This is a genomic window from Streptomyces caniferus, assembly GCF_009811555.1.
Classification (GTDB): Bacteria; Actinomycetota; Actinomycetes; order Streptomycetales; family Streptomycetaceae; genus Streptomyces; species Streptomyces caniferus.
In genome coordinates this window covers 1,013,780-1,034,603 of the sequence record NZ_BLIN01000003.1, presented here as the reverse complement: position 1 = coordinate 1,034,603, position 20,824 = coordinate 1,013,780, and the positions used below count along the sequence as shown (strand labels likewise).

The window sequence follows — 20,824 nt, the reverse complement described above, 5'->3', positions numbered from 1 at the left end:
AATCGGATCTCCGCCTTCGCCACCGTCCCTGTGAGTGTCCACGACTGCCGGGAACAGCGTGTGGACTACTACCCCCGCAAGCACCTTGCGGCACTGACAGACGCTACTGCCCGTGCCGATCTTCTCTGCGGCGCCCACAGTCTGTGGTACGAGTACGTCTGTCTGCGGCTTCACCAGGCGCTGGCCGATCTGGATAATGCCTTGCTGATTGTGCCCGATACGGTCAGTCGGGCGATTCGTTCCGAACTGGAGCTAGAAGAGGCCGAGTTGGGTGCGGCACTCGACGATTCCTCGGGGACTTCCTCGGTACCTGACATGGAGAACGCGCGTCACTGGGAATTCGGCCATCCCTTCGTGAAGTATGACGACGGAATGGACACACTGAGCGACGAGACGCGCGAACAGCTCGATCGCTGTGAGGCAGGGTTCACCACGGAGGAGCGGGAGAACGCTGTCGCCGGCCTCCGGGTGCTGGTCACAGCACACTCTCGGTGCGCCGGCACGGGGGCCTCACTGGATGACCCCAGCCGCGAGATCTTTGCGGAGCCGTACGACTCCGACGGCTTCTACATGACGGTCCAAGCGCCCGAACCCGGCGACGACGACGGTTCCTGGGAGATCGAGATCGGACATTGGGAGCCGGACGATCCCGACGAAGAATACGGAGAACACAGCAGTGCGACGGGCAGCACCGTGATCGGCTGCACCCTTCCGAAGCTGGGTGGCGTCCTCGGCGAAGGTGACGTCCCTGACGTGGTGCAGGGCTTCGACGGTCCAGTGCCCTCGGATCAGTCGGGCGAGCTGAGCCGGGCCGGCCTGCTCGGCGGTGAGGATGGTGACCGCGTGGACGGTCTTGAGGCTGAACTTCCCGGTCTTGCGGTGGATGCGGCGGCGGACGATCTGGACGGCCTGGCGGGCGCCGGGGAAGAGCAGGTTGTTGACCGTGCACACCTTCAGTCGGCGGATCTCCTGGCGGCCGTGACCGGTCGCGCGGGTCCTGTCCTGCAGTGGGATCTGCGTCCAGGGAAGGGACTTGAGCTGCCGACAGAGCTTCTTCGTGTTGCGCTTGGCGATCACGATGTGGGCCTGCCGGTCGAGCAGGTAGACGGCATGGTCATGCTGGGTGTGCATCGTGTCGCTGGTGACGACTGTGCCAGCCAGATCCTCGAGGGTGTCGAGCAGAGGCCGGAAGCGGGTGATCTCGTTGGTCTTCTCACCGACGTCCATCTGGGCCAGGACCAGTACGTTCACGTGGTCGCAGGCGGCCAGGAGGTGGATCTTCCGTCCCTTCGCGCGGGCCGCACCCCGCAGCGACTTCCCGTCGACCGCGAGCCCTCGCAGCTCTTGTCCCCTGGTCTGCCGGTCCGCGAGCCAGGCTCCGACCGCCCGGTCCAGGGCGTCCGCGTCGATTCTGGCGAGCAGTCGCCGGATCGTGGATTCCGCGGGCCAGGACCGTTTCGGGACCAGCGGGGCGACGGCCGTGCCGAGGCGTTCCAGCAGAGTCGGAAGATCGCTCCTGGACACTTCCGGATGCGGTCTGAGCTGTTCAAAGGCGGGGGAGGTCAGGGATGACGCGTCGGCAGGCACGGGCAGTCCAAGGTCACAGAGCGTAGAGAACTCCATGATCGCGGACGCCCGTGCCTGCTGTGTACCGAACCCCGCTCAACATGACGAGACGTCAGCAACCGAGCGTCAGCCGACTACGCCGAAGTGGCCGAAGAGGGCGCGGTAGTACGCGACTTCCGGTTCGCGCTTCATCCAGATGTTGCCGGTCGGGGTCTCCGTTGCTGCGTTGTCGGACCATCCGGTTGGCTTCCGCTGCGCTCTTCGAGATGCACGACGAATGGATCGCCTTACCGCGCCGCCACCTCCCCGATGGTGATATGGGTGATATCTGCCGTAAGCTCTCTTGTAGTTCCTCCGCGCCACCCAGCGCACCGCAATACAACCGCCGGTTGATCCCCAACAGCATGACGAGGGACACTGCCTGGCGGATGCGTGTTCCCGGCCGAGTGGCACTCGCTTCGACATCCTCCCGTGCAGGTCATCGAAGGCCATCTACCCAAAGATTACTGGGCAGTTGACCTCAGGGTTTCGTGATAGCGTTCTTGTTCGGAGGGACAATGCAACCTGAAAGGGAAATCGTGAACACGGAGAAGATCGCCGCTCGCCGCCTCTCGCTGGAAGAGGTGACGAAGCTCGGCGTGAAAGACAGGCTCTTCATTTCCGCTGACACGGCAGAACTCAAGCTTCCCGACTGCTATGTCCCTGCTTTTCTGACCAAGTCCGGTGAGGATTTCGAGGGCGGCTCGATCACGGCGAGAACCGTATTTCAGGAAGAGGTCTCCTGGCTTCCCGATGACGAGAATGAAGCCGGAATCTACTTGGCCGACGAGAACGGCTCGGTGACCATCGAGGTCCTCCAGTCCGCCGGTGTCGTGCTGGACCTGGCGCTTTTCGTTCCTAGTGGGGACAAGGGGGCCCTCACGGCCCTTTACGCTGCGGCCCGGCAGGCCTTCGGCGCCGACGTCGTGCAGATCTGGCGCCAGGGCCTCAAGGAGGTTCCCGACGTGAAGGTCGACATCTTCGAGGAGCAGATTCCCCGGGGGCGCAAGGGGAGCGACAGCCCCAAGCGTGACCGTCGCGCAGTCGACACCTACCCCACCCGTGCGGACTTCATCGAGTTCTCCGCGGGGTGGAAGCCGGTCGTTGAGATCCACAGGCCGATTGTTGACGACACCCCGACCATCTGAGGCGGCGTTACCTCTCGGTCTCGGCCTGAGAGGTCGCCGAGAACGCATGCACCGGCCCTGGTCGACCCCTGAGCGGCCCAGGGAGCCGTCGGAAAATAACTCACGAACGCTGAAGCGCCGTTCCACTCGATGACCTGGCGAGACAGCCCGCCTGGCCAAGATCAAGCCTGAAGTTATTCTGCGACAGCCCTCAGGGCTTCGGTGTAGTCGAGTGAGGTCCGCTTCGTGCTCAGGCGAGGCCGAGGAGCGTGAGGGGGCGGCGGGCGTCACGCGCATTGCGGCGACGGCCGGAGGCGATGTTCTTCGCGCCGTTCAGCCGCAGGGCGCCGACCGCGAGGTTGCGCCAGGTCGCCATAGCGCGGGGTGCGCTGTCGGTCCGCCACCGCGCACGCGGTCAGGTCGAGGACGGCGGCCAGCGCGTGCCGCGCTCCTCGTAGCCGGATGATCTGCTATCAGCCCGAACGCCCAGCCCAGCCGCTCATCCCATGCACGAGCGTCGTCCGCATCTGCACCCGTCTCTTCAGCCACGCAGGCGTCATCCCCCGGCACGGTCGGCTGGCTCCGCCCGACGGTGCGCGGAGATGCAGGCCACCGAGGCGCAATGGACATGAGACAGGAACCGTCCGCTCGCACTCCCTTCACTGCAAGTGGTCACGAAACGGACGCCCGCCGACTACGCCGAAGCCCTGAGTGCCCATCGCTCGCCCCGGAGGGTGACTGCATCGCAACTGCGCGCTTTGCTTGCAAATGGCGCGATGGGCAAGCAAGGGTCTTCGTGGGAGCCGTCATGACTTACATCACAGTCGAAGTGTCCGACAGTTCGGTCGTTTCCGGAGGGTGAGCGTCTGTGGACCGCGCCCATGGCCCCCGGGAGGGCCAGCCACCCTCGGCCTCACCCGACAGAGCAATCAGGGCCTTTCTTTTGGTCCAGCACTCGGAGCGACGGAGGCAAGTCGTGATCGCCGCCTCGATACCGGTCGGCGCGTGACACGGTGTAGGGGGCGGCGAGCGCCGTCGGCTCCACGAGCTCTTCGACCGCGTCCGACTCGCAGCACGCCTCGGCCGCGGCCCAGCACACGAACGGCTCCTCCTCGTCCCACTCCGCCTCGCAGCATCAGAACGGCGCCAAGTCCACCAGGGTGTTGGCCACCGCCGGGGGCGGCGTCGCCCACGCGGGCAGTCACCGCACGCTCGTCGGCAAGCTGGAGTACCTTGCGCCCGGCAAGCTGATCGTCAAGCCCCAGGGCGGTGGCATGGACCAGGCGTTCTTCGTCGCCAATGCCACAAAGATCCTCGGCGCGGCCGCGATCTGTTCGGACGACTCGGGCAGCGTGTCCATCGGCCAGGACGGCTACGGCACCGCGAAGTGCACCGTGGACCAGCTGGAGAAGACTGCCAAGACCAGCAGCGTGACCGTCCGCGTCACCATGAGCACCAAGTCCGGCGCCGCCGAGACGGTCGAGGAGAAGTACCACCCGTAAGCCCCCGCACCCCGCGCCATACGCGCCCCATGGACCGCTCACCGCTCTACCGGTGCGGGACGTGCCGACCAGCTCGTACGAGGGCCCCGGCCCCCGGACAGCACTGGCCAGAAAAGCTCACCACCCGGTGAACGACGTACAGCTCAGGCGGTTTTCGGCCGCAGCGTCTCTCCAGGAGAGCTGTGCGGAGAATGAAGGTTCGCGGACCTTGGAGCCAGGCAGCCGCTAAGACCGTGTCCTATGTGGTGAGGCGGTCGAGGTGCTTGTAGCAGCAAAGGGCGGCGGCGAGTCCGAGAAAGGCCAGGTAGTTGCGGGAATGGCGCTCGTAGTGGGGGCTGAGTCTGCGGTAGCCGGACAGCCAAGACATCGTGCGCTCGATCACCCACCTCCGGTGCCCTAAGCGTTCGCTGGATTCGATGCCTTTGCGGGCGATGCGCACTCCGATCCGCTTGCCGCGCAGCCATTTCCGCAGATCGGCGCGGTCATACGCCTTGTCGGCGTGAAGGCGCTGGGGCTTGAGGTACCGGCCTCGGTGGGGGTCGTGTCTCGTTTGGTGACCCGCCACCGTGGGCTTCAGCCCTTCGCTGTCGTGGGTGTTGCCGGCCGAGATGCCGACGAGGAGGGGCAGCCCGTTCGTGTCCGACAGGATGTGCATCTTGGAGCCCGGCTTGCCCCGGTCCACGGGGCTCGGGCCTGTGTGTTCACCCCCTTTTTAGCCCTGACATGGGCGGTGTCGAGGACAACGCGGGTGACGTCGATCAGGCCGGTGTCGTCGAGGCGGTGCAGCACGGCTTCGTGCAGGCGGCCCCAGACGCCGGCTCTCGACCAGATCAGGAACCGGCGGTGGGCGGTCGACTTCGATATGCCGAAGCAGGGCGGCAGTTGGCGCCAGGCGCAGCCGCTGACCAGGACGTAGACGATGGCCGCGAACAGCGTCTCATCAGGCGTGTCCTGCGTTCCGCCGCCCTGCGGCCGCACTCTCGACGGAGGGATCAGCGGCTTCGCGATCTCCCACAGTCCGTCCGGAACAATCCAACTCCACGTACCCCGCCCCATACCGAAGCCAACGACCGCCTCACCACGTAGGACACGGTCTAAGACGTCGTTTCTTTTGGGACGAGAGACCTACACCGATGGTCTGACGCGCTGCCCGATGTGTTTCATCACGTCTGCTGGTCCGATAGCGGAGTGAGTGATCTTGTGAACGAGCCAGGGCCAGCCGTCCTTCTGCGCTTGGCTGAGGAAAAGAACGTCTGGCTGTGCACCGTGCGTCCGGATGGCTCTGCCCACGTCACGCCTGTCTGGTTCGTCTACCAGAGCTCCCGGTGGTGGATCGGTTCGGATCACAGCTCCGTCAAGGTCAGAAACATCGGCAAGGAGCCCCGCGTGTCCCTGGCTTTGGAGGACGGCCGGTTCCCGGTCGTCGCCGAAGGAGACGCATTACTGATTCGTGATGGGTTCCCTCATGGGGTCGTGACCGCGTTCGAGCAGAAATATGGTTGGGATGTATCCGCACCCACAGGTCCTGGAAGCAAGCGAGTTCTGCTGGAAGTCCATGTGCGTCGGTGGCTGTTGGCCGGCACGGCGCAGTGACGACGGTGGCAACAGTCGACCTCAAGCCATGAGCCGACGATGACAGATGAGGGCTGCGGCGATGCCGACGAAGGCGAGGAAGTGTTCGGCCTTGCGTTCGTAGCGTCGGTGGAGTCGTCGGCAGCCGCTCAGCCAGGACACCGTTCTCTCGACTACCCAGCGGTGGCGGCCCAGCCGCGTGGAGGGCTCGATGCCTTTGCGGGCGATGCGGTGGCGGATGCCTCTTTCGCGGAGCCATCGGCGCAGGTGGTCGTAGTCGTATCCCTTGTCGGCGTGGAGCTTGGCCGGGCGTCGGCGGCGCGGGCCGCGTCGGGAGCGGATGGGCGGGATGCCGCGCACGAGCGGTTCCAGGCCGAGGCTGTCGTGCATGTTGGCGCCGGAGATGCCCAGCGACAGCGGTAGACCGTTCCGGTCCGTGACCAGGTGGATTTTCGATCCGGGCTTGCCACGGTCGGTCGGATTCGGTCCCGTCAGTGGCCCCCTTTTGCTGCCCGGACGCTGACAGAGTCGATGGCACAGCGCGACCAGTCCAGTTCTCCCCGGGCACCGAGATCGTCGAGGACGACCCGGTGGAGCCTGGCCCAGACCCGGTCCCGGCTCCACCGGGCGAAGCGCCGGTAGACCGTCTGCCAGCATGGCCCGAAGACTGGTGGCAGCTGCCGCCAGGTGCACCCCGAGGTGGCCACGAAGATGATCGCTGCCAGGCACTCACGGTCACCGGCTCGGCGACGTCCGCCGCCCTGCGGGCGTATGGCTTCCGTCGGCGGCACCACCCGCCGGAACAGAGTCCACAACTCCTCCGGGACCAACCGTTCCACCAGATCCGTCATGCACGGCTCAACGAACCATCACGCCATTAGAAACGGTGCCTAAGACCGTGTCCTATGTGGTGAGGCGGTCGTTGGCTTCGGTATGGGGCGGGGTACGTGGAGTTGGATTGTTCCGGACGGACTGTGGGAGATCGCGAAGCCGCTGATCCCTCCGTCGAGAGTGCGGCCGCAGGGCGGCGGAACGCAGGACACGCCTGATGAGACGCTGTTCGCGGCCATCGTCTACGTCCTGGTCAGCGGCTGCGCCTGGCGCCAACTGCCGCCCTGCTTCGGCATATCGAAGTCGACCGCCCACCGCCGGTTCCTGATCTGGTCGAGAGCCGGCGTCTGGGGCCGCCTGCACGAAGCCGTGCTGCACCGCCTCGACGACACCGGCCTGATCGACGTCACCCGCGTTGTCCTCGACACCGCCCATGTCAGGGCTAAAAAGGGGGTGAACACACAGGTCCGAGCCCCGTGGACCGGGGCAAGCCGGGCTCCAAGATGCACATCCTGTCGGACACGAACGGGCTGCCCCTCCTCGTCGGAATCTCGGCCGGCAACACCCACGACAGCGAAGGGCTGAAGCCCATGGTGGCGGGTCACCAAACGAGACACGACCCCCACCGAGGCCGGTACCTCAAGCCCCAGCGCCTTCACGCCGACAAGGCGTATGACCGCGCCGATCTGCGGAAATGGCTGCGCGTCAAGCGGATCGGAGTGCGCATCGCCCGCAAAGGCATCGAATCCAGCGAACGCTTAGGGCGCCGGAGGTGGGTGATCGAGCGCACGATGTCTTGGCTGTCCGGCTACCGCAGACTCAGCCCCCACTACGAGCGCCATTCCCGCAACTACCTGGCCTTTCTCGGACTCGCCGCCGCCCTTTGCTGCTACAAGCACCTCGTCCGCCTCACCACATAGGACACGGTCTTAAAGGCGGAGGCGGTTCAGGTCAATACGGTTAGCGTCGCGTCGGCACGTAGTGATGAATCAGTTGGGCATCGCGGTTGGCATGCCGGTGATGCAACTCAGCTGGATCGAGCCGAGACGGCCACCTCCCGCGCAGCAGCCGGCCCACTAAATGCGCCACGCGCGCAAGCTTTGTCTTCATGATCCCCCTCTACGGGCGCCCGTTGAGGCGCCTGATCAACTGGGTCCCTCAGAAACCGATGTCGAACAACTATGCCCCGCCCAACCACAGGCAAACGGCATGTTGCACGGTGCCACACCGGCCGCCTCGCAGACGTGGCCGAGCTGCCCTCATCGTCCTGCGCCCCGAGTTCCTGCAACGGCACGGGATGTTCACCCGCCCCGCCCTCAAGCCCCTGCGGCAACTCGTCCCTTGCGATGTCGGCGCCTGACCGCAGTCGGGGTCTGTCTGCGGCGCTGTGCAGGCGGGATGCCGTGGAGCCGTTGGTCCCGGTCGTGCAGGAATTCGCCGGGTCCCGGGAGGGAGACCCAACGAGGCTCTGCCCTACTTCCGGGACGTTGCGGATCACATGCAGTACACCAATAGAGAGGTGCACTTGCTCGACGAGCTTTAGAACTCCGCCCTCGATGCCCACCTTGCTCGCGTGGGCACGTGGCAGAACGACGATATGCGGCGCATATTCGCCTGGGCTGCCATCCTCGTCACCCCGACGCTGATCGCCGGTGTGTATGGGATGAACGTCGCCCACATGCCTGAGCTTGGCTGGGTCGCGGGTACCCGCTGGCGGTTGCCATGATGGTCGTGGCCGCAGCTTGCTGTACCGAGCCTTTCGCCGTAACAACCGGCTGCAGAAGGCTCTTGCCGGCAGCTCGGAGCTCAGCACCCACACGCGTCGACCCCCGCTCGCTCCGTGAACGTACTCCGTACGGGGCCCGGCATGGGAGAACCGCCGACGCACTCAGAGGCGTCCGCGCCATAGCGACCAGGGGCAGCCCTGGCGGCGGACGACGAGAGGGAAGAGCGTGGCGATCACTCCTCGCCTGGTGGCGAAGTACCGGATCCCGGGGATTCGGCATGCCCTGCCGGATAGAGGGCGGTTCGACCGGAGCGGGCCGATTCCGCGGCTGCTGCTCAAGGAGCCGGACGCGCTGCGGGTGTACGAGCTGGGCGAGGACATCGAATTGCTCGCCGAGTTTCCCCGCCCCACTCCGCAGGGAAGTTCTGTGAATGACTGGGCTGCTCCGGACCTGTCTTTCGCGGTCTTCCAGGACGAGACCTCGTACACGGCCGTCCACCGGGACGGCAGCCGGATGTGGCGGCAGTCGTTCGGCGCCTGGACCGCCAGCCGGTGGGGGCATGTCGGCTTCGCCATGGCGGGACCGTACCGGGAAACCCAGGTCCTGCTGCGACTGCCTTCGGGCACCGTCGGCAAGAGCCTTTTTGCCGCGCTGGACACCGCGGGAAACGTGCTGGCGTGCACCATGCTTCCCTGTGGTGGACAAGAGCGGGATGTGGGGCTGACGTGGGAGTCCGAGGGCTATCTGACGGGTGTGTACGCAAGCGGCGGCGGAGCGGCACCGACGCTTTATCAGGCATCGCTGGTCTGCGGCCATATCGCCCTCGGAAAACAGATGACGGTCGCTGCCGGACCGCCGTGGCAGCCCAACCGTGTCGCCCTGTCCACGAACCCGTCGGGCACCGGGGAGATGAGCGTCGACGAGGGTGGCCAGGACGTGTACTGGCACCGGCTTCCGTCCCTCGAAGTGGCGGCGGTACTGCGGTTGAGCGACTTCCCCGCAGCCGGCACGGGGGACTGCTCGGTCCATGACCGGCCGTGGATCTCCTGCCGGGGCGGCTATGTCGACGCGGATACCGCCCTGGTGGCCCTGCACAACTCCTACAACGAGGCTCGTGTCCTCATGTTCGGCGAAGACATCTGGGAGGAGCACAGCCACTGGCTGGCCGACCCGGAGACCGGCGAACTCCACGGCCGTATCGCCTACCCGATGCGCGACGTCGATTGCGTGTGGCTTCTTGGCGACGGAACCTGGGTGACCGCGGAGTGGAACACCCTCTACCGCTGGTCGGCCCCGGACGGCGCATGCTGAGTCCGGACCCTGTCAGCTCTCCACCTAGGTATGCCCTTTGAATAGCTCTCGCAGCACATGATGATCTGCGTGACGACGGTCTCGCACACCGGCTTGCGGTGAAGCGGTCACCGTGGTGCTTCCGTTTACCGAGGACGAGTTCCTGGTGTCGGCTCCGGTCGCGTTCGGTGGCGCGCTCTTATCGGGTCGGCCGGAATCGGGCGTCAGGAGCTCATCGAGAGCCCGGCACTCGATGACCGGGATGCGATAAGGGGCTCGGCCGGGGCCGCCACCTGAGGCTGAGCTGACCACATTCTGATTCCCGGAGGCACCAGCGTCACGTCGATCCATTCCTGTGGTGAGGACGAAGCCAAGGCGTCAGCCGCAGCCCACGAGTTGCCGCCTGGTACCGGCGTACGTTCCGGGATCGCCAAGGTGGGCGGGCGGACGGCACAGGCTCGCTGCCGTTCACCACCGGGGGAGTCATGTCGGATGCCCGGGTGGGTCCGCGGGTGGCGAGCAGTGCGAGTTTGCTGAACTGGTGATGCGGCTCCCGTCGGGCTCGGCCCGAGTACTCCTCGCCGCCGGCGGGGTGGTGGCATGCTGTGCTGTGTGGTGGCACGCTCGAATGTCGGCTTGCAGCGCGTGATCGACCAAATGGTGGGATTCGATGGCATCGTGCGGACCTCGACGCCGATCACGTTGGAGAATCCGGTGCCGCTCCGGATCACTCCACTGGTGCGCCAGGCGTCGCGCAGGCGCCGTAAGGACCGCTGACCGCTGGAGAACCGGCCTTGAGGGAGGGACAGAGAAGTGACCTTCTGGGAGTACCTGGGCACCCGCTGCCAGCAGCTGCTGGTGGGCGTCTATCAGCACACCAGCGCCGTCTTCCCGTGCATGGTCGTCGCCACGGTGCTCGGGGTCTTGATCGGCGTTCCGGGTCGAACTGCCCCTGGTTGTCCCGCTGATCCTGGCGGACGTAACCTGGAGGTGGAGTGATGCGCCCGGCCCAGGTACGGACGGCCGTCGCGGGCGCCCTGCTGCTCGCCGCCGCAGGGCTGAGCGGCTGCGGACTGACCAGCGGCAGCCCGCTGGCCGACTCGGTGCAGCCCGGCTCCATCGGGAAGGGGCGACCGCTGGAGGGTGCCCAACTCACCGTGACGTCAAAGGAGTTCACCGAGCAGATCATCCTGGGTCAGATCATGGGGCTGGTCTTCAAAGCGGCCGGCGCGGAAGTCCTGGACCGGACGAACATCCAGGGTTCGATCGGTGCCCGCGAGGCGGTCAAGTCCGGTGCGGCGGACGGGATGTACGAGTACACCGGCACGGCCTGGATCACCTACCTCGGTCACACCAAGCGGGTCGTCGACCCGTACGAGCAGTGGGAGGCCGTACGCGAGGAGGACCGCCGCAACGGGGTCACCTGGCTGCCCGCCGCCCCTCTCAACAACACCTACGCGCTGGTCGCGAACCAGGCGAATGCGCGGAAGTACCGGCTGCGCACACTCTCCGACGTGGCACGCCTGACGAAGAAGGACCCGGACGCGGCGACGATCTGCGGCGGAAGCGAGTTCTCGGTGCGCGAGGACGGCCTGCCAGGCGTGGCGAAGACGTACGGATTCGCCCTCCGGCGCGGGAACTTCAAAAAGATGGACGACGGCGTCGTCTACACCCAGGTCGCCGAGGGCGCGGCCTGCGCCCTCGGCGTGGCGGCCACCACCGACGGCCGCATTCCCGAACTCAAGCTGAAGGTGCTGGAGGACGACCGGCACTTCTTCCCCAACTACAACGCGGCACCCGAGATGAACAGCGCCACGATGAAGAAGTACCCCGCCATCGCCGACCTCCTCGCCCCGATCACCAAACGGCTTACGGGGGCGGAGGCCCAGCGGCTGAATGCGCGGGTGGACGTGGACGGGGAGGACCCGCATGAGGTGGCGAAGGACTGGCTGGTGCGGGAGGGCTTCATCCGGGAAGGCTGACAGGGGACGGAATCGCACGAGGGCGTCGGCAAGTCCGCCCTGGCCCGGTACCTGGCCCACCAGCTCGCCGCGGACTTCCCCGACGCGCAGTTCGAACTCGACCTCTACGGTCACACTCCCGACCGGGCTCCGCTGAATGCGCAGGCCGCGATGGAAGCCCTCCTCACCTGGGCGGGCATCAGCGGCGACGATGCCCCGACCCTCGATGCGAAGGCCGCGCTGTGGCGCAACTGGCTGCACGGCAGACGCGGCCTGCTGCTGCTCGACAACGCGGCGTCGCTGGAACAGGTGGCGTGCCTGCTCCCCGGCGACGACAGCAGCCTGGTACTGATCACCAGCCGCGTCGCCCTGCACGATCCCGACCGCATCACGCTCACCGAACTCGACGTCCTGCCCGCCGATGAAGCCGTACGGCTCCTGGTCGCGAGCGCCGGAGTGCCCGCGGAGGAGGCGACGGATCCCGCGCTCGAAGAGATCTGCCGGGCGTGCGGATTCCTCCCGCTCGCCGTGCAGGCGGTCGCCGTCCGGCTGCGCTTCGAGGAACCGGCGGAACTCCTGTCGGCCATGCGGGAGACGGACTCCCCGCTGCTGGAGATACCTGACGCCGACCGTCGTGTCGGCGCGGCGTTCGCCGTGTCCTGGCAGGCGTTGGAGGCGGCCGACCCGCTGCAGGCCGGCCTGTTGCGGGTACTCGCCATGCATCCGGGTTCCGAGCTGGAGGTGGAGGCGTGCGCGGCGATGACCGGTACGACGGCGCGCGAGTGTCGGCGCCGGATGGCCGACCTGGCCACCAAGCACCTGCTGCAACGCCAGGGGCGCGGGCGATTCGGCTTCCACGATCTGTTCCTCGCCTACGCGCGCAGCCTGGCGGTGGAACAGGAGCCGCAGGAGCGCTGGGACGAGGTACTCGACCGGCTCTTCACACATCTCCTGAGCCGGGGCGAGGCGGCACAGGTCGCGCTGACCACCGGTACGGGCGATCCGGAAGTTGCCCGGACCTGGCTGGACCGGGAGCGCACCAACCTGATCGCCGTGACCGTGGCCGCCGTCGAACGCCGCTCCCCGCACGCCAGGCGGCTCGCCGCGATGACGCATGCCCTCCTCAGCAGCCTCGGCGCCACCACCGAACTCGCGAGGATCTGGAGCACCATGAGGGACACCGCAGAGACCGATCACGACCGCCCCAGCCGGGCCGACGCCTTGCGCGGCCTGGCCGACACCGAGCGTACGGGCGGCGATCCGACCGCCGCCCGGGACAACTACCAGGTCGCCGCCGGCCTGTACGAGGCACTCGGCGACCGACGCGGTCAGGCCGACGCCATGTGGGGCCTCGCCGAGACCGAACGTGCCCGCAGCCGCTACGAGGACGCGCGCGCACTCTTCCTCAGGGCTCGGCACCTCTATGAGGAGCTCGACGACCGGGCGGGCCTCGCCGACGCGTACTGGGGCCTGGCCAACGTCGCTGTCTCGCTGGGCCGTTACGAGCGGGGTGCCGAGGAGTTCCGTCAGGCGCGTGAGCTGTACGCGGGCCTGGGCGACCGCCGGGGCCAGGCACAGGCCATACGGGGCCTGGCCGACATCGCGCGCAACCGGGGCAGGGGAGACGAGGCGCTTGAGGGCTACCGCGCCGCCCTGGCCACGTACGAGGAGATCGGCGATGTCCGCGGACAGGCCCAGTCACTGCGCGGCCTCGGTCACGTGGCCCGGGTGGACGGCCGCCATGACGAGGCCGCCGACCTCTTCGTCCGGGCCCGAGACCTGTCCCGCCGCATCGGCGACCGGCGCGGGGAGGCCGACATGCTGCGCGGGCTCGGCGACGTCCAGCGCCTGCGCGGCGACTACGCGGAGGCGCGCGAGACGCTCACCCGCTCCGCCGAGGTCCACCGGGACCTGGACAACGCCGGCGGCTTGGGCTTCACGCTGCGCGCACTCGGCGACACCGAACGTGCCGACGGCCGACCGGACCGGGCGCGAGCCGCCTACGACGAGGCACGCGCCGCCTTCCACCGCGTCGGCTCCCGCCGCGGCCTCGCCGACACCCTGTGCTCTCTGGCCGGCGTGCTGCCACCCGGCGCCGAGGCCCGAGCCGCGTACACCGAGGCGCTCGCCCTCTACGAGGAACTCGGCGCCGGGTGGCAGCACGCCGGCCAGGTGCCGTGAGCGCCTGGCCGAACTCGACGGGGCTTCGCCACCGGGGGAGTGATGAGCGACGGTACGCACGGGGAGGCGGTACGAGGTCACGGTGGCAGCGGGACCGCTGCCTGGGACCGCTGATCAGTGTCGAAATACGCCTGGGGGATCTGGGGGGATTGAGGTGCCTTGTCGCGACCTCTTTCCCCTCTCCTGCTCCTGCTCCTGTCTCACGGCCGCGCACTGCGGAAGGCGTTGACGCGGTCGAACTTCCCCTTCCTGACCTTCTCAACAACGTCACACGGCGACGGGCCGGCCATCGGCGTTCTCACCCCGCCCGCGTATGCACCGACCGCGCCCGCCCTACGTCCGGGCCCCTGCACGCTCACCGGAGCCGGCGCCGGCTGAGATCTGTCCGATGCCCCATTGCGTGGACGGCGCGCTCTCGGGCGTATCGGTGGGATGACCGATGTGCGGGAGGTGGGGGCGCGGTCATAGTCCTCGGGAGATCGTTCGCGGGTGGCCCTGGTGCGCCCGGTTTTTGAAGGGAACTTCTGTGGACACGTATGCGGATCTGGTGTTTCTCGGCGGGCGGGTGGTCACGGTCGATGCGGAGTTCTCCGTCGCGTCGGCCCTGGCGGTGACCGGTGGGATCATCACTGCCGTCGGTGGGAGGGACGACGTCGCGCCGCTCGTCGGTCCCGGCACCCGCGTCGTCGACCTGCGGGGCGCGACGCTGCTTCCCGGTATCAACGATTCCCATCTGCACGGATGCGCCTTCGGCATGGCGACGCCGCCGCTCTCCCTCGACCTCGGCCATCCCGCCGTGTCCTCCCTCGCGGACGTGGCTGAGGTGGTGGGGGAGGCTGTCGGGCGGGTTCCGGGCGGGCAGTGGATCATGGGGCACGGCTGGGACACCGGATACCTCGACGAGTGCGTCGCCGATCCGTCGCGGCTGCCCTCGCGGTGCGACCTCGATGCCGTGAGTCCGGACCACCCCGTCGTGCTGTACTCCTTCTCCGGGCACGCCACCTGGGTCAACTCCAAGGCCCTGGAGCTCATCGGGATCGACCGCCACACCGTCGCGCCGCCCGGCGGGGCCATCGTCGTGGACGACGCCGGGGAGCCGACCGGGCTGCTCCACGAGGGGGCCCAGGCCCTCGTCCAGAACGCGCTGCCGCCACTCAGCCGGCAGGAGAGGACCGACGCGATCAGGTCGACCCTCGCCACGCTCGCCCGACTCGGCGTGACCAGCTACACCGAGCCGGGGCTCGGCCCCGGCGGCGACAGCATCATGCGGGGCGCGCTCGGCGCGGAGACCCTCGACGTCTACCGCCGGCTGCTGGCAGACGGCGAACTGACCGCCCGCCTCGGGGTCCTGCTCCTGCCCACCGGAATGGCGAGCACCGCCGATGAGTTCGCCCGCGCCCTCACCACCCTCGACGCGTCGGGCGACGCCGATCCGCGCCGCCTCGCGATCCACGGGGTAAAGATCTTCGCCGACGGCATCGTCCCCAACAAGACGGCCTGGATGCACGAGCCGTACGCCGGCGGCGGCTGCGGCTCCCTGTGCGTCGGCGGCGCGACCGACGCCGAGCGGATCGCCGAGATCGACGTCATGATCCGGCATGGCCACTCCGCCGGGCACCAACTGGGCGTGCACGTCACCGGGGACCGGGCCATCGACACCGTCACGGACGCCTTCGCCGCGGCCATGGCCGAGCACCCGCGGCCCGACGCCCGCCACTACGTCATCCACGGCGACTTCCTCACCGCGCACAGCATGAAGGTGCTGGCCGCGCATGGCTTCGGCGTCAACATGAACCCCACCATCAAGTGGACCGTCGCCGACATGGAGGAGGAGTTCGTGGGTGTCGACAGGGCAGCGTACGCATGGCCCTACCGCGACGCCATCGACGCCGGCGTGCGGGTCGCGAGCGGGTCCGACGCCCCCGTCACGTACCCGGACTGGCGCCAGGGCGTCGCCACCATGGTGCTGCGCGAGTCGAAGGCCGCCGGCCGGGTCAGCGGCCCCGATCAGCGCATCGGCCTGGCCGAGGCGATCCGTACGTACACGATCGACGCGGCCTGGCAGGACTTCGCCGACGACTGGAAGGGCACCCTGGAGCCGGGCAAGGTCGCCGACCTCTGCGTGCTCGACGGGGACCTGCTCGCCGCCGACCCCCACGACATCCCGCAGATGCCTGTCGTCCTCACCGTCGTGGACGGGCAGATCGTGCACGACACCCTTCGCGATTGACGTATTCCGGACGCATGATCATCCTTGCGGGATGACAGCGAAGCGGACCACGGCCGACATCCTGGACGCGGCCGTCCGCGTCCGTGAGGCCGCCAGGAGCGCCACGAGCGGCGCCACCGGCATCGGCACGGTCCTGGCGGCGCTGTCGGAGGTGATGGAGTACGACCACGCCTCCCTGGCCCGGTGGGATCCGCTGCGCCGGCGCCACGCCACCCTGGCCGGGAGCTACCCGGACGACGTCACGGCCTACATCGAGACCCGCCTCCACCACGACCCGGTGTTCCCCGTGCTCCGCGGCCCGGCCCGAGGCGGTCTCTGGCTCAGGGACGTCCCCCGGCAGCTCCTGGCCGCATCCCCCGGCTTCCAGGAGGGGTTGCGGCCCCTGGGCATCCAGGACGGCGTGGCCCAGTGCCTGTTCGCCACCGACGGCCGGTACGTCGGCATGCTGAACGTCAGCACCCGCCGGCCGCGGCGCACACCCGACCCGGCGCACGCCGTGGTCACCCTGCTCACCGAGACCCTCGCCGCGGCCGTCGACCCCCGCTCGGGCCCGGCGCCCGAGGAGGCCGCCGCAGCCGGTGCCACGGCGGACGCGCGGTGGCCCGGCGGACTCTCGCCGCGGGAGCTCCAGGTGCTGGCCGAACTGACCACCGGCCGCACCAACCGGGAGATCGCCGAGCGGCTGTACATCACGCCGCGCACCGTAGGAACCCACATCGAGCACATCCTCGCCAAGCTCGACCTCCCCAACCGCGCGGCCGCCGCCGCCCGAGCCGCCGCGTGGGGGATCGGCCTCTCCTGCTGACGCGAGCCCGACACCGCACAACGCCTGCGCTCAGCTCCGGGACGAGGCCGCGCCGTCCAACCTCCGCGCTGGTCCGCCAGGTTTTGTGGGCCGGTCGTGGCGGGGCCGAGCGGAGTAGTCGGTGCGGACGGGATCGGGCCGAATGCCATCTGGCGCTCGGGGCGAGAAGAGGCAGCCCGATGGTGTACATCGGTTGGCGGCGGAGACAACCGGGTGCCCGCCGTTTCTCACTCGCGTGCGGGTGAACCACGAAGCCGCGCCCTCGTGTCGCCCGAAGCTGGACGATCATGCCCGTTATTGTCAGCTTTATGCCGTTGAGCTGTGCGTTCGTGAACCTCAAGCCCGGCGTCGGAAAGACGACGAGTGCTGTGTGGCTGGCCCATGCGCTTCATGAGTTGGGACTGTCGCCCCTGCTGGTCGACGGTGACCCGGCCGCTTCCGCGCTGCGCTGGAGCGAGTTGGCCGGTGGCTTTCCGTTTCCGGTGATCGCCCTGCCGGTGGGGGACGTCCACCGTCGCGTGAACGACTTCCTCGGCAACCGACAGGCCGTCGTGCTCGACGCGCCCCAGATGGAGGATCATCCCCGGATCACCCGCAGCATCATGAGGTACGCCGGTGAGTGGATCGTGCCCGTGACTCCCGCCCCCATCGAACTGGACCGGATGGCACCCATCCTCGGCGAGATGGCGGACGTGCAGTCCCTGCGTGCCGAGCCGGCCCGCACGGCGGTCCTGCTCAATCGCACCAACCGTCCAGATGCCACGCGCACCGGGCCCGATGCCGACGCTCGCGAGGCACTCACCGAGCGGGGTTTCGAGGTGCTGAACACCCAGATCGCGCGGCTCGACCTGTACGCCCAATCATTCGGGAACTCGGTCCAGGCCAAGGGCTCGGCGTACATGGACTTCGCAGAGGAACTGATCGAGCGTCAGGATGAGGCATGAGCCAGCGCAGGGACAACTACCGCGCCGCACTGCGGCGCGAGCAGGACGACGTCTCCGGACCCCGACCCACCAAGATCACCACGCTGCAGAACAGGTACGTCCGGGTGACCGTCGAGGTGGACCCCGACCTGCAAGGCGACCTGGCGCGATGGGTGACCCGACCGGTCTCCTCGGTGGTGCTCGTCGGTACGACCGCCCTGCGTACCCTGGTCGACACCGTCGGCAGAGCGTCTCGGCCCAGAGGCTAGGCGGCTTCGCCCCGCCATTGGATGGGGTGATGACCAGGCGCCGCTTGCTCCCCGGGGCTGTCAGGCAATAGCCCTGTGCCGGGATCGGCAGGATCGTGCCGTCACTGCCCCTCGCCAGTGCTGGTTCGCCTGGGCACCGCAGGCGCGTACGGACCTACCGGTGTCGCTGGGGGCGAGCATCCCTACCGTGCCGTGCATCCTGGCTGTCTGGGCGACGCCGTGACTCTCCATGTCGACGGCGACGGCGTCGTTGCAGTGACGCCGGATTCTGCGGGCCGTCGGGCAGGCCCGGGAGCCGATCAGTGCGTCGTCGGCGGCGATCGGTGCGAAGTGGACATCGAGGCGCACATCGTCCTCGAGCGCACCGGCGACGCCGACGAAGGAGACTGCCTCGGCTTCGAAGTGCTCGATTGCTGACTGGGTGACGAGGGCGGCTCGGGCATTGGTGGAGCCTGTCTCCGCCAGCCCAACCACCAGTCGAGACCAGGGGCCCGGCCGACGTCGCGAAGGGCGCCATGCGGTGACAGGACTTCGGGAGTTCACGTCGGCTCCTGGCCCCGTTTCTGCGCCAACGCCCGTTGAACGAGGGTGAATGAGGGGTCTCCGTGAGCCGCGTGCTCCGCCGCGGGCAACTCTGCGATCATGGAAAACATCCCTCGTAACTCCCCGACCCATTGAGGAGCGGCATGGATATCGGCGTCTTCATACCCATCGGCAACAACGGCTGGCTCATATCGAAGAGCTCTCCGCAGTACATGCCGACCTTCGAGCTGAACAAGGCCGTGGTGCAGAAAGCCGAGGAACACGGGCTTGACTTCGTGCTGTCGATGATCAAGTTGAAGGGCTTCGGAGGTGAGACGGAGTTCTGGGACCACTGTCTCGAATCGTTCACGTTGATGGCCGGCCTGGCTGCCGTGACCGAGCGGATCAAGTTGTATGCCTCCACGCCGATCCTCGCCCTGCCGCCGGCGATCGTCGCGCGCATGGCGGTCACGGTCGACTCCATCGCCCCTGGGCGGTTCGGGGTCAACATCGTGACCGGCTGGGCACCCGGTGAGTATGCGCAGATGGGCCTGTGGCCCGGGGACGGTCATTTCGGCAATCGCTACGCCCGGGCCGTCGAGTACGTCACCGTGATGAAGGAGCTGTGGAGCGAGGGCGTCAGCGACTTCAAGGGCGCGTTCTACGAGATGGACGACTGCGTGCTGTCCCCGCGACCGGAGAACGGTCACATCGACATCGTCGCTGCCGGCCAGAGCGCCACCGGAATGCGGTTCGCCGCCGAGCACGCCGACTACAACTTCGTCCTGGGCAGCGGTGTCAACACCCCGCGCGCGCTCTCGGACACCACCACCGCACTCGTGGACGCGGCGCGGTCGACCGGCCGCGACGTCGGGGCGCTGTCACTGTTCATGGTCATCGCGGACGAGACCGACGAGGCCGCCCGCGCCAAGTGGATGGACTATCACGACAACGCCGATCTCGCTGCGCTGGCGTACATGGCAGGGGAGACGGCTGCGGATGCGACGGACGACGAATCGGCCACCGCCCGGACCATCTCACTGCCCGAGGGCGCCGTGAACTTCAACATGGGTACGCTCGTCGGCTCGTACGAGACCGTCGCGAAGATGCTGGACGAGATCGCCGAGGTCTCGGGTGTCAAGGGAGTCATGCTGGTCTTCGACGACTTCCTCGAAGGAGTCGAGAGCTTCGGTACGCGCATCCAGCCGCTGATGAGGTCCCGGTCGGGGCGGTCGGCGCAGACGCCGTGACTGCCGGGGACGCTCCGAAGCGGGACACGCCGTGCGGAGCGTCCGCCGTGGCCCAGGACCGGCAGCGACCGGGAGCCCTGCCGGTGATTGTTCGGTCATTCGAGAGCTGCGTGATCCACCCCCGCTGGGGCGATTCCTGCGAGCTGGGCCACAGATCGAGGAGGCTCAGCCGTCGCGATGTCCGGCGATATCAGCCGCAGTCCTGGGCCGGCGACACCGACCGATGGCCGCTGCCAGCCTTCGATCAGCAGGCAGTCGCCTGAGCCCGTGCCCAGGCGCCGACTCGGGCGCCGGGCAGCCTGCGCCGGCCACATCGAAGCAGATGCAGTAAGGGCGCTTCAGAGCGGCAGCGTATGGTCCACCGCCCAGTGCGTACGACAGGGCCCGTCACGTGGAAGCGTGGCGGGCCCTGCCGTGTCCGGCTCGGTTGCCGACGGGCTGCTCTGCGGTGGTTCAGTGCGGGGCCGTCGCCATTGCTTCATGGACCCCAGAGGTCTTCTCTTCGGCAACGGTGGTCTCGCCGCGGTTCCGTGCCATCAGCTGACCAAGGTGGCTCGCGCGCTCAGCTCATTTCGGTCCCGCTGATGTAGTACACCTCGATGGTCGCGGTGCCGTGCAGGAACTGCTCGACCAGCGCTCCGGTGCGGTCGCCGCGGTCCCACGCAGCCCTGGCTTTGGGGCTCAGCTCGCGCAGGCCGAGACCGGTGCTGTTCGGGCGGATGAGCATGTCTGCCCAGCCCGCGCCTCGCAGGTACTTCTCCAGGGTGGGGCCGGTACTGACCTTGGACTCCAGATAGCGGTGCGGCGGGAGTCCGTCGCGGTTACCGATCGGCTGTCCGTTCAGTGCATTGGTCAAAACGGCGCGTGATGCGGTGTTCCAGCCGATGGCGGCGTGCTGGAGAGCGGACCAGTTCGCACCCTTCTGACCTGCCAGCGCGATGTCGGAGTTGGTGATGCTGCTGAGGATGAAATGCCCTGCCATGATTGTCCTTCCGGGATTCGGCCACCGCTTTTGTTCGCGGCCCGGTC

The 20,824-nt window shown here is 67.9% G+C and carries 19 protein-coding genes and 2 pseudogenes; 15 read left to right on the top strand and 6 right to left on the bottom strand.

The features are described 5' to 3' along the window. Positions 1–510: 510 nt before the first annotated feature. On the bottom strand, positions 511–1,623 hold the full coding sequence (locus tag Scani_RS13225) for an ISAs1 family transposase (protein ID WP_246295749.1): 1,113 nt from the start codon (positions 1,621–1,623) through the stop codon (positions 511–513). Positions 1,624–2,144: 521 nt separating this feature from the next. On the opposite strand from Scani_RS13225, the gene Scani_RS13220 reads away from it, so the two are divergent. Further along, the gene (locus Scani_RS13220; protein ID WP_159474224.1) at positions 2,145–2,753 is read left to right on the top strand and encodes a hypothetical protein; all 609 of its coding nucleotides are present in this window, start codon (positions 2,145–2,147) and stop codon (positions 2,751–2,753) included. Positions 2,754–2,982: 229 nt separating this feature from the next. On the opposite strand, the gene Scani_RS41730 is transcribed toward Scani_RS13220, so the two are convergent. Continuing rightward, positions 2,983–3,108, bottom strand: coding sequence for a hypothetical protein (locus tag Scani_RS41730; protein ID WP_258572997.1), 126 nt, complete (start codon positions 3,106–3,108; stop codon positions 2,983–2,985). Between the two features lie 784 nt (positions 3,109–3,892). Between Scani_RS41730 and Scani_RS13215 the strand changes: the two genes are divergently transcribed. Further along, positions 3,893–4,234, top strand: a complete 342-nt coding sequence (locus tag Scani_RS13215; RefSeq protein WP_218039180.1) for a hypothetical protein — start codon at positions 3,893–3,895, stop codon at positions 4,232–4,234. Between the two features lie 238 nt (positions 4,235–4,472). Here Scani_RS13215 and Scani_RS13210 read toward each other — a convergent pair. Continuing rightward, positions 4,473–5,290, bottom strand: a protein-coding gene (locus Scani_RS13210) for an IS5 family transposase (protein ID WP_159474221.1) whose coding sequence is annotated in 2 segments (ribosomal slippage) — positions 4,473–4,948 and positions 4,948–5,290 — 819 coding nt in all. Because the reading frame shifts where the segments join, the coding sequence is not laid out codon by codon here. A 132-nt stretch (positions 5,291–5,422) separates the two neighbouring features. On the opposite strand from Scani_RS13210, the gene Scani_RS13205 reads away from it, so the two are divergent. Next, on the top strand, positions 5,423–5,827 hold the full coding sequence (locus Scani_RS13205) for a pyridoxamine 5'-phosphate oxidase family protein (RefSeq protein ID WP_159474217.1): 405 nt from the start codon (positions 5,423–5,425) through the stop codon (positions 5,825–5,827). A gap of 21 nt (positions 5,828–5,848) precedes the next feature. Here Scani_RS13205 and Scani_RS13200 read toward each other — a convergent pair. Beyond that, a protein-coding gene (locus Scani_RS13200; protein WP_371872342.1) for an IS5 family transposase occupies positions 5,849–6,657 on the bottom strand; the annotation gives its coding sequence in 2 pieces (ribosomal slippage) (positions 5,849–6,307 and positions 6,310–6,657; 807 coding nt in all). An 82-nt stretch (positions 6,658–6,739) separates the two neighbouring features. Here Scani_RS13200 and Scani_RS13195 point away from each other — a divergent pair. The 11 genes and pseudogenes from Scani_RS13195 to Scani_RS13145 all read left to right on the top strand — a co-directional run bounded on the left by Scani_RS13195 (position 6,740) and on the right by Scani_RS13145 (position 18,023). Continuing rightward, positions 6,740–7,557, top strand: a protein-coding gene (locus Scani_RS13195; RefSeq protein ID WP_159474211.1) for an IS5 family transposase whose coding sequence is annotated in 2 segments (ribosomal slippage) — positions 6,740–7,082 and positions 7,082–7,557 — 819 coding nt in all. Because the reading frame shifts where the segments join, the coding sequence is not laid out codon by codon here. A gap of 653 nt (positions 7,558–8,210) precedes the next feature. After that, on the top strand, positions 8,211–8,363 hold the full coding sequence (locus tag Scani_RS40865) for a CorA family divalent cation transporter (protein ID WP_246295747.1): 153 nt from the start codon (positions 8,211–8,213) through the stop codon (positions 8,361–8,363). Positions 8,364–8,589: 226 nt separating this feature from the next. Next, the gene (locus tag Scani_RS13185; protein WP_159474208.1) at positions 8,590–9,675 is read left to right on the top strand and encodes a hypothetical protein; all 1,086 of its coding nucleotides are present in this window, start codon (positions 8,590–8,592) and stop codon (positions 9,673–9,675) included. Between the two features lie 573 nt (positions 9,676–10,248). After that, positions 10,249–10,431 (top strand): annotated as a pseudogene (locus Scani_RS13180) (Lrp/AsnC family transcriptional regulator); the annotation flags it as partial. A gap of 36 nt (positions 10,432–10,467) precedes the next feature. Further along, a pseudogene (locus tag Scani_RS13175) lies at positions 10,468–10,590 on the top strand (ABC transporter permease); the annotation flags it as partial. 62 nt (positions 10,591–10,652) lie between these two features. Further along, positions 10,653–11,636 (top strand): glycine betaine ABC transporter substrate-binding protein, encoded by a 984-nt coding sequence (locus Scani_RS13170; protein WP_159474205.1) that lies wholly within the window; start codon positions 10,653–10,655, stop codon positions 11,634–11,636. 150 nt (positions 11,637–11,786) lie between these two features. Next, positions 11,787–13,796 carry a tetratricopeptide repeat protein gene (locus tag Scani_RS13165; protein ID WP_159474202.1) on the top strand — a complete coding sequence of 670 codons (2,010 nt, stop codon included), beginning with the start codon at positions 11,787–11,789 and terminating at the stop codon, positions 13,794–13,796. Between the two features lie 526 nt (positions 13,797–14,322). Continuing rightward, positions 14,323–16,026 (top strand): amidohydrolase, encoded by a 1,704-nt coding sequence (locus Scani_RS13160; protein ID WP_159474200.1) that lies wholly within the window; start codon positions 14,323–14,325, stop codon positions 16,024–16,026. 31 nt (positions 16,027–16,057) lie between these two features. Further along, the gene (locus Scani_RS13155) at positions 16,058–16,831 is read left to right on the top strand and encodes a helix-turn-helix transcriptional regulator (protein ID WP_159474198.1); all 774 of its coding nucleotides are present in this window, start codon (positions 16,058–16,060) and stop codon (positions 16,829–16,831) included. A gap of 287 nt (positions 16,832–17,118) precedes the next feature. After that, entirely contained in the window at positions 17,119–17,775 is a 657-nt protein-coding gene (locus Scani_RS13150; protein WP_246295745.1) for a nucleotide-binding protein, read from the top strand. Beyond that, complete coding sequence (locus tag Scani_RS13145) at positions 17,772–18,023, top strand: hypothetical protein (protein WP_159474196.1); 252 nt, start codon at positions 17,772–17,774, stop codon at positions 18,021–18,023. Before Scani_RS13150 ends, Scani_RS13145 begins: the two co-directional genes overlap by 4 nt. A gap of 60 nt (positions 18,024–18,083) precedes the next feature. Here Scani_RS13145 and Scani_RS13140 read toward each other — a convergent pair whose 3' ends face one another. After that, positions 18,084–18,497, bottom strand: a complete 414-nt coding sequence (locus tag Scani_RS13140) for a nucleoside phosphorylase-I family protein (RefSeq protein WP_159474194.1) — start codon at positions 18,495–18,497, stop codon at positions 18,084–18,086. Positions 18,498–18,709: 212 nt separating this feature from the next. Here Scani_RS13140 and rutA point away from each other — a divergent pair, with 212 nt between their 5' ends. Continuing rightward, a complete protein-coding gene (rutA, locus tag Scani_RS13135; protein WP_159474192.1) occupies positions 18,710–19,795 on the top strand; it encodes a pyrimidine utilization protein A in 1,086 nt (361 codons plus the stop codon). 562 nt (positions 19,796–20,357) lie between these two features. Here rutA and Scani_RS13130 read toward each other — a convergent pair. Continuing rightward, the gene (locus tag Scani_RS13130) at positions 20,358–20,777 is read right to left on the bottom strand and encodes a hypothetical protein (protein ID WP_159474191.1); all 420 of its coding nucleotides are present in this window, start codon (positions 20,775–20,777) and stop codon (positions 20,358–20,360) included. Between the last annotated feature and the right edge of the window lie 47 nt (positions 20,778–20,824).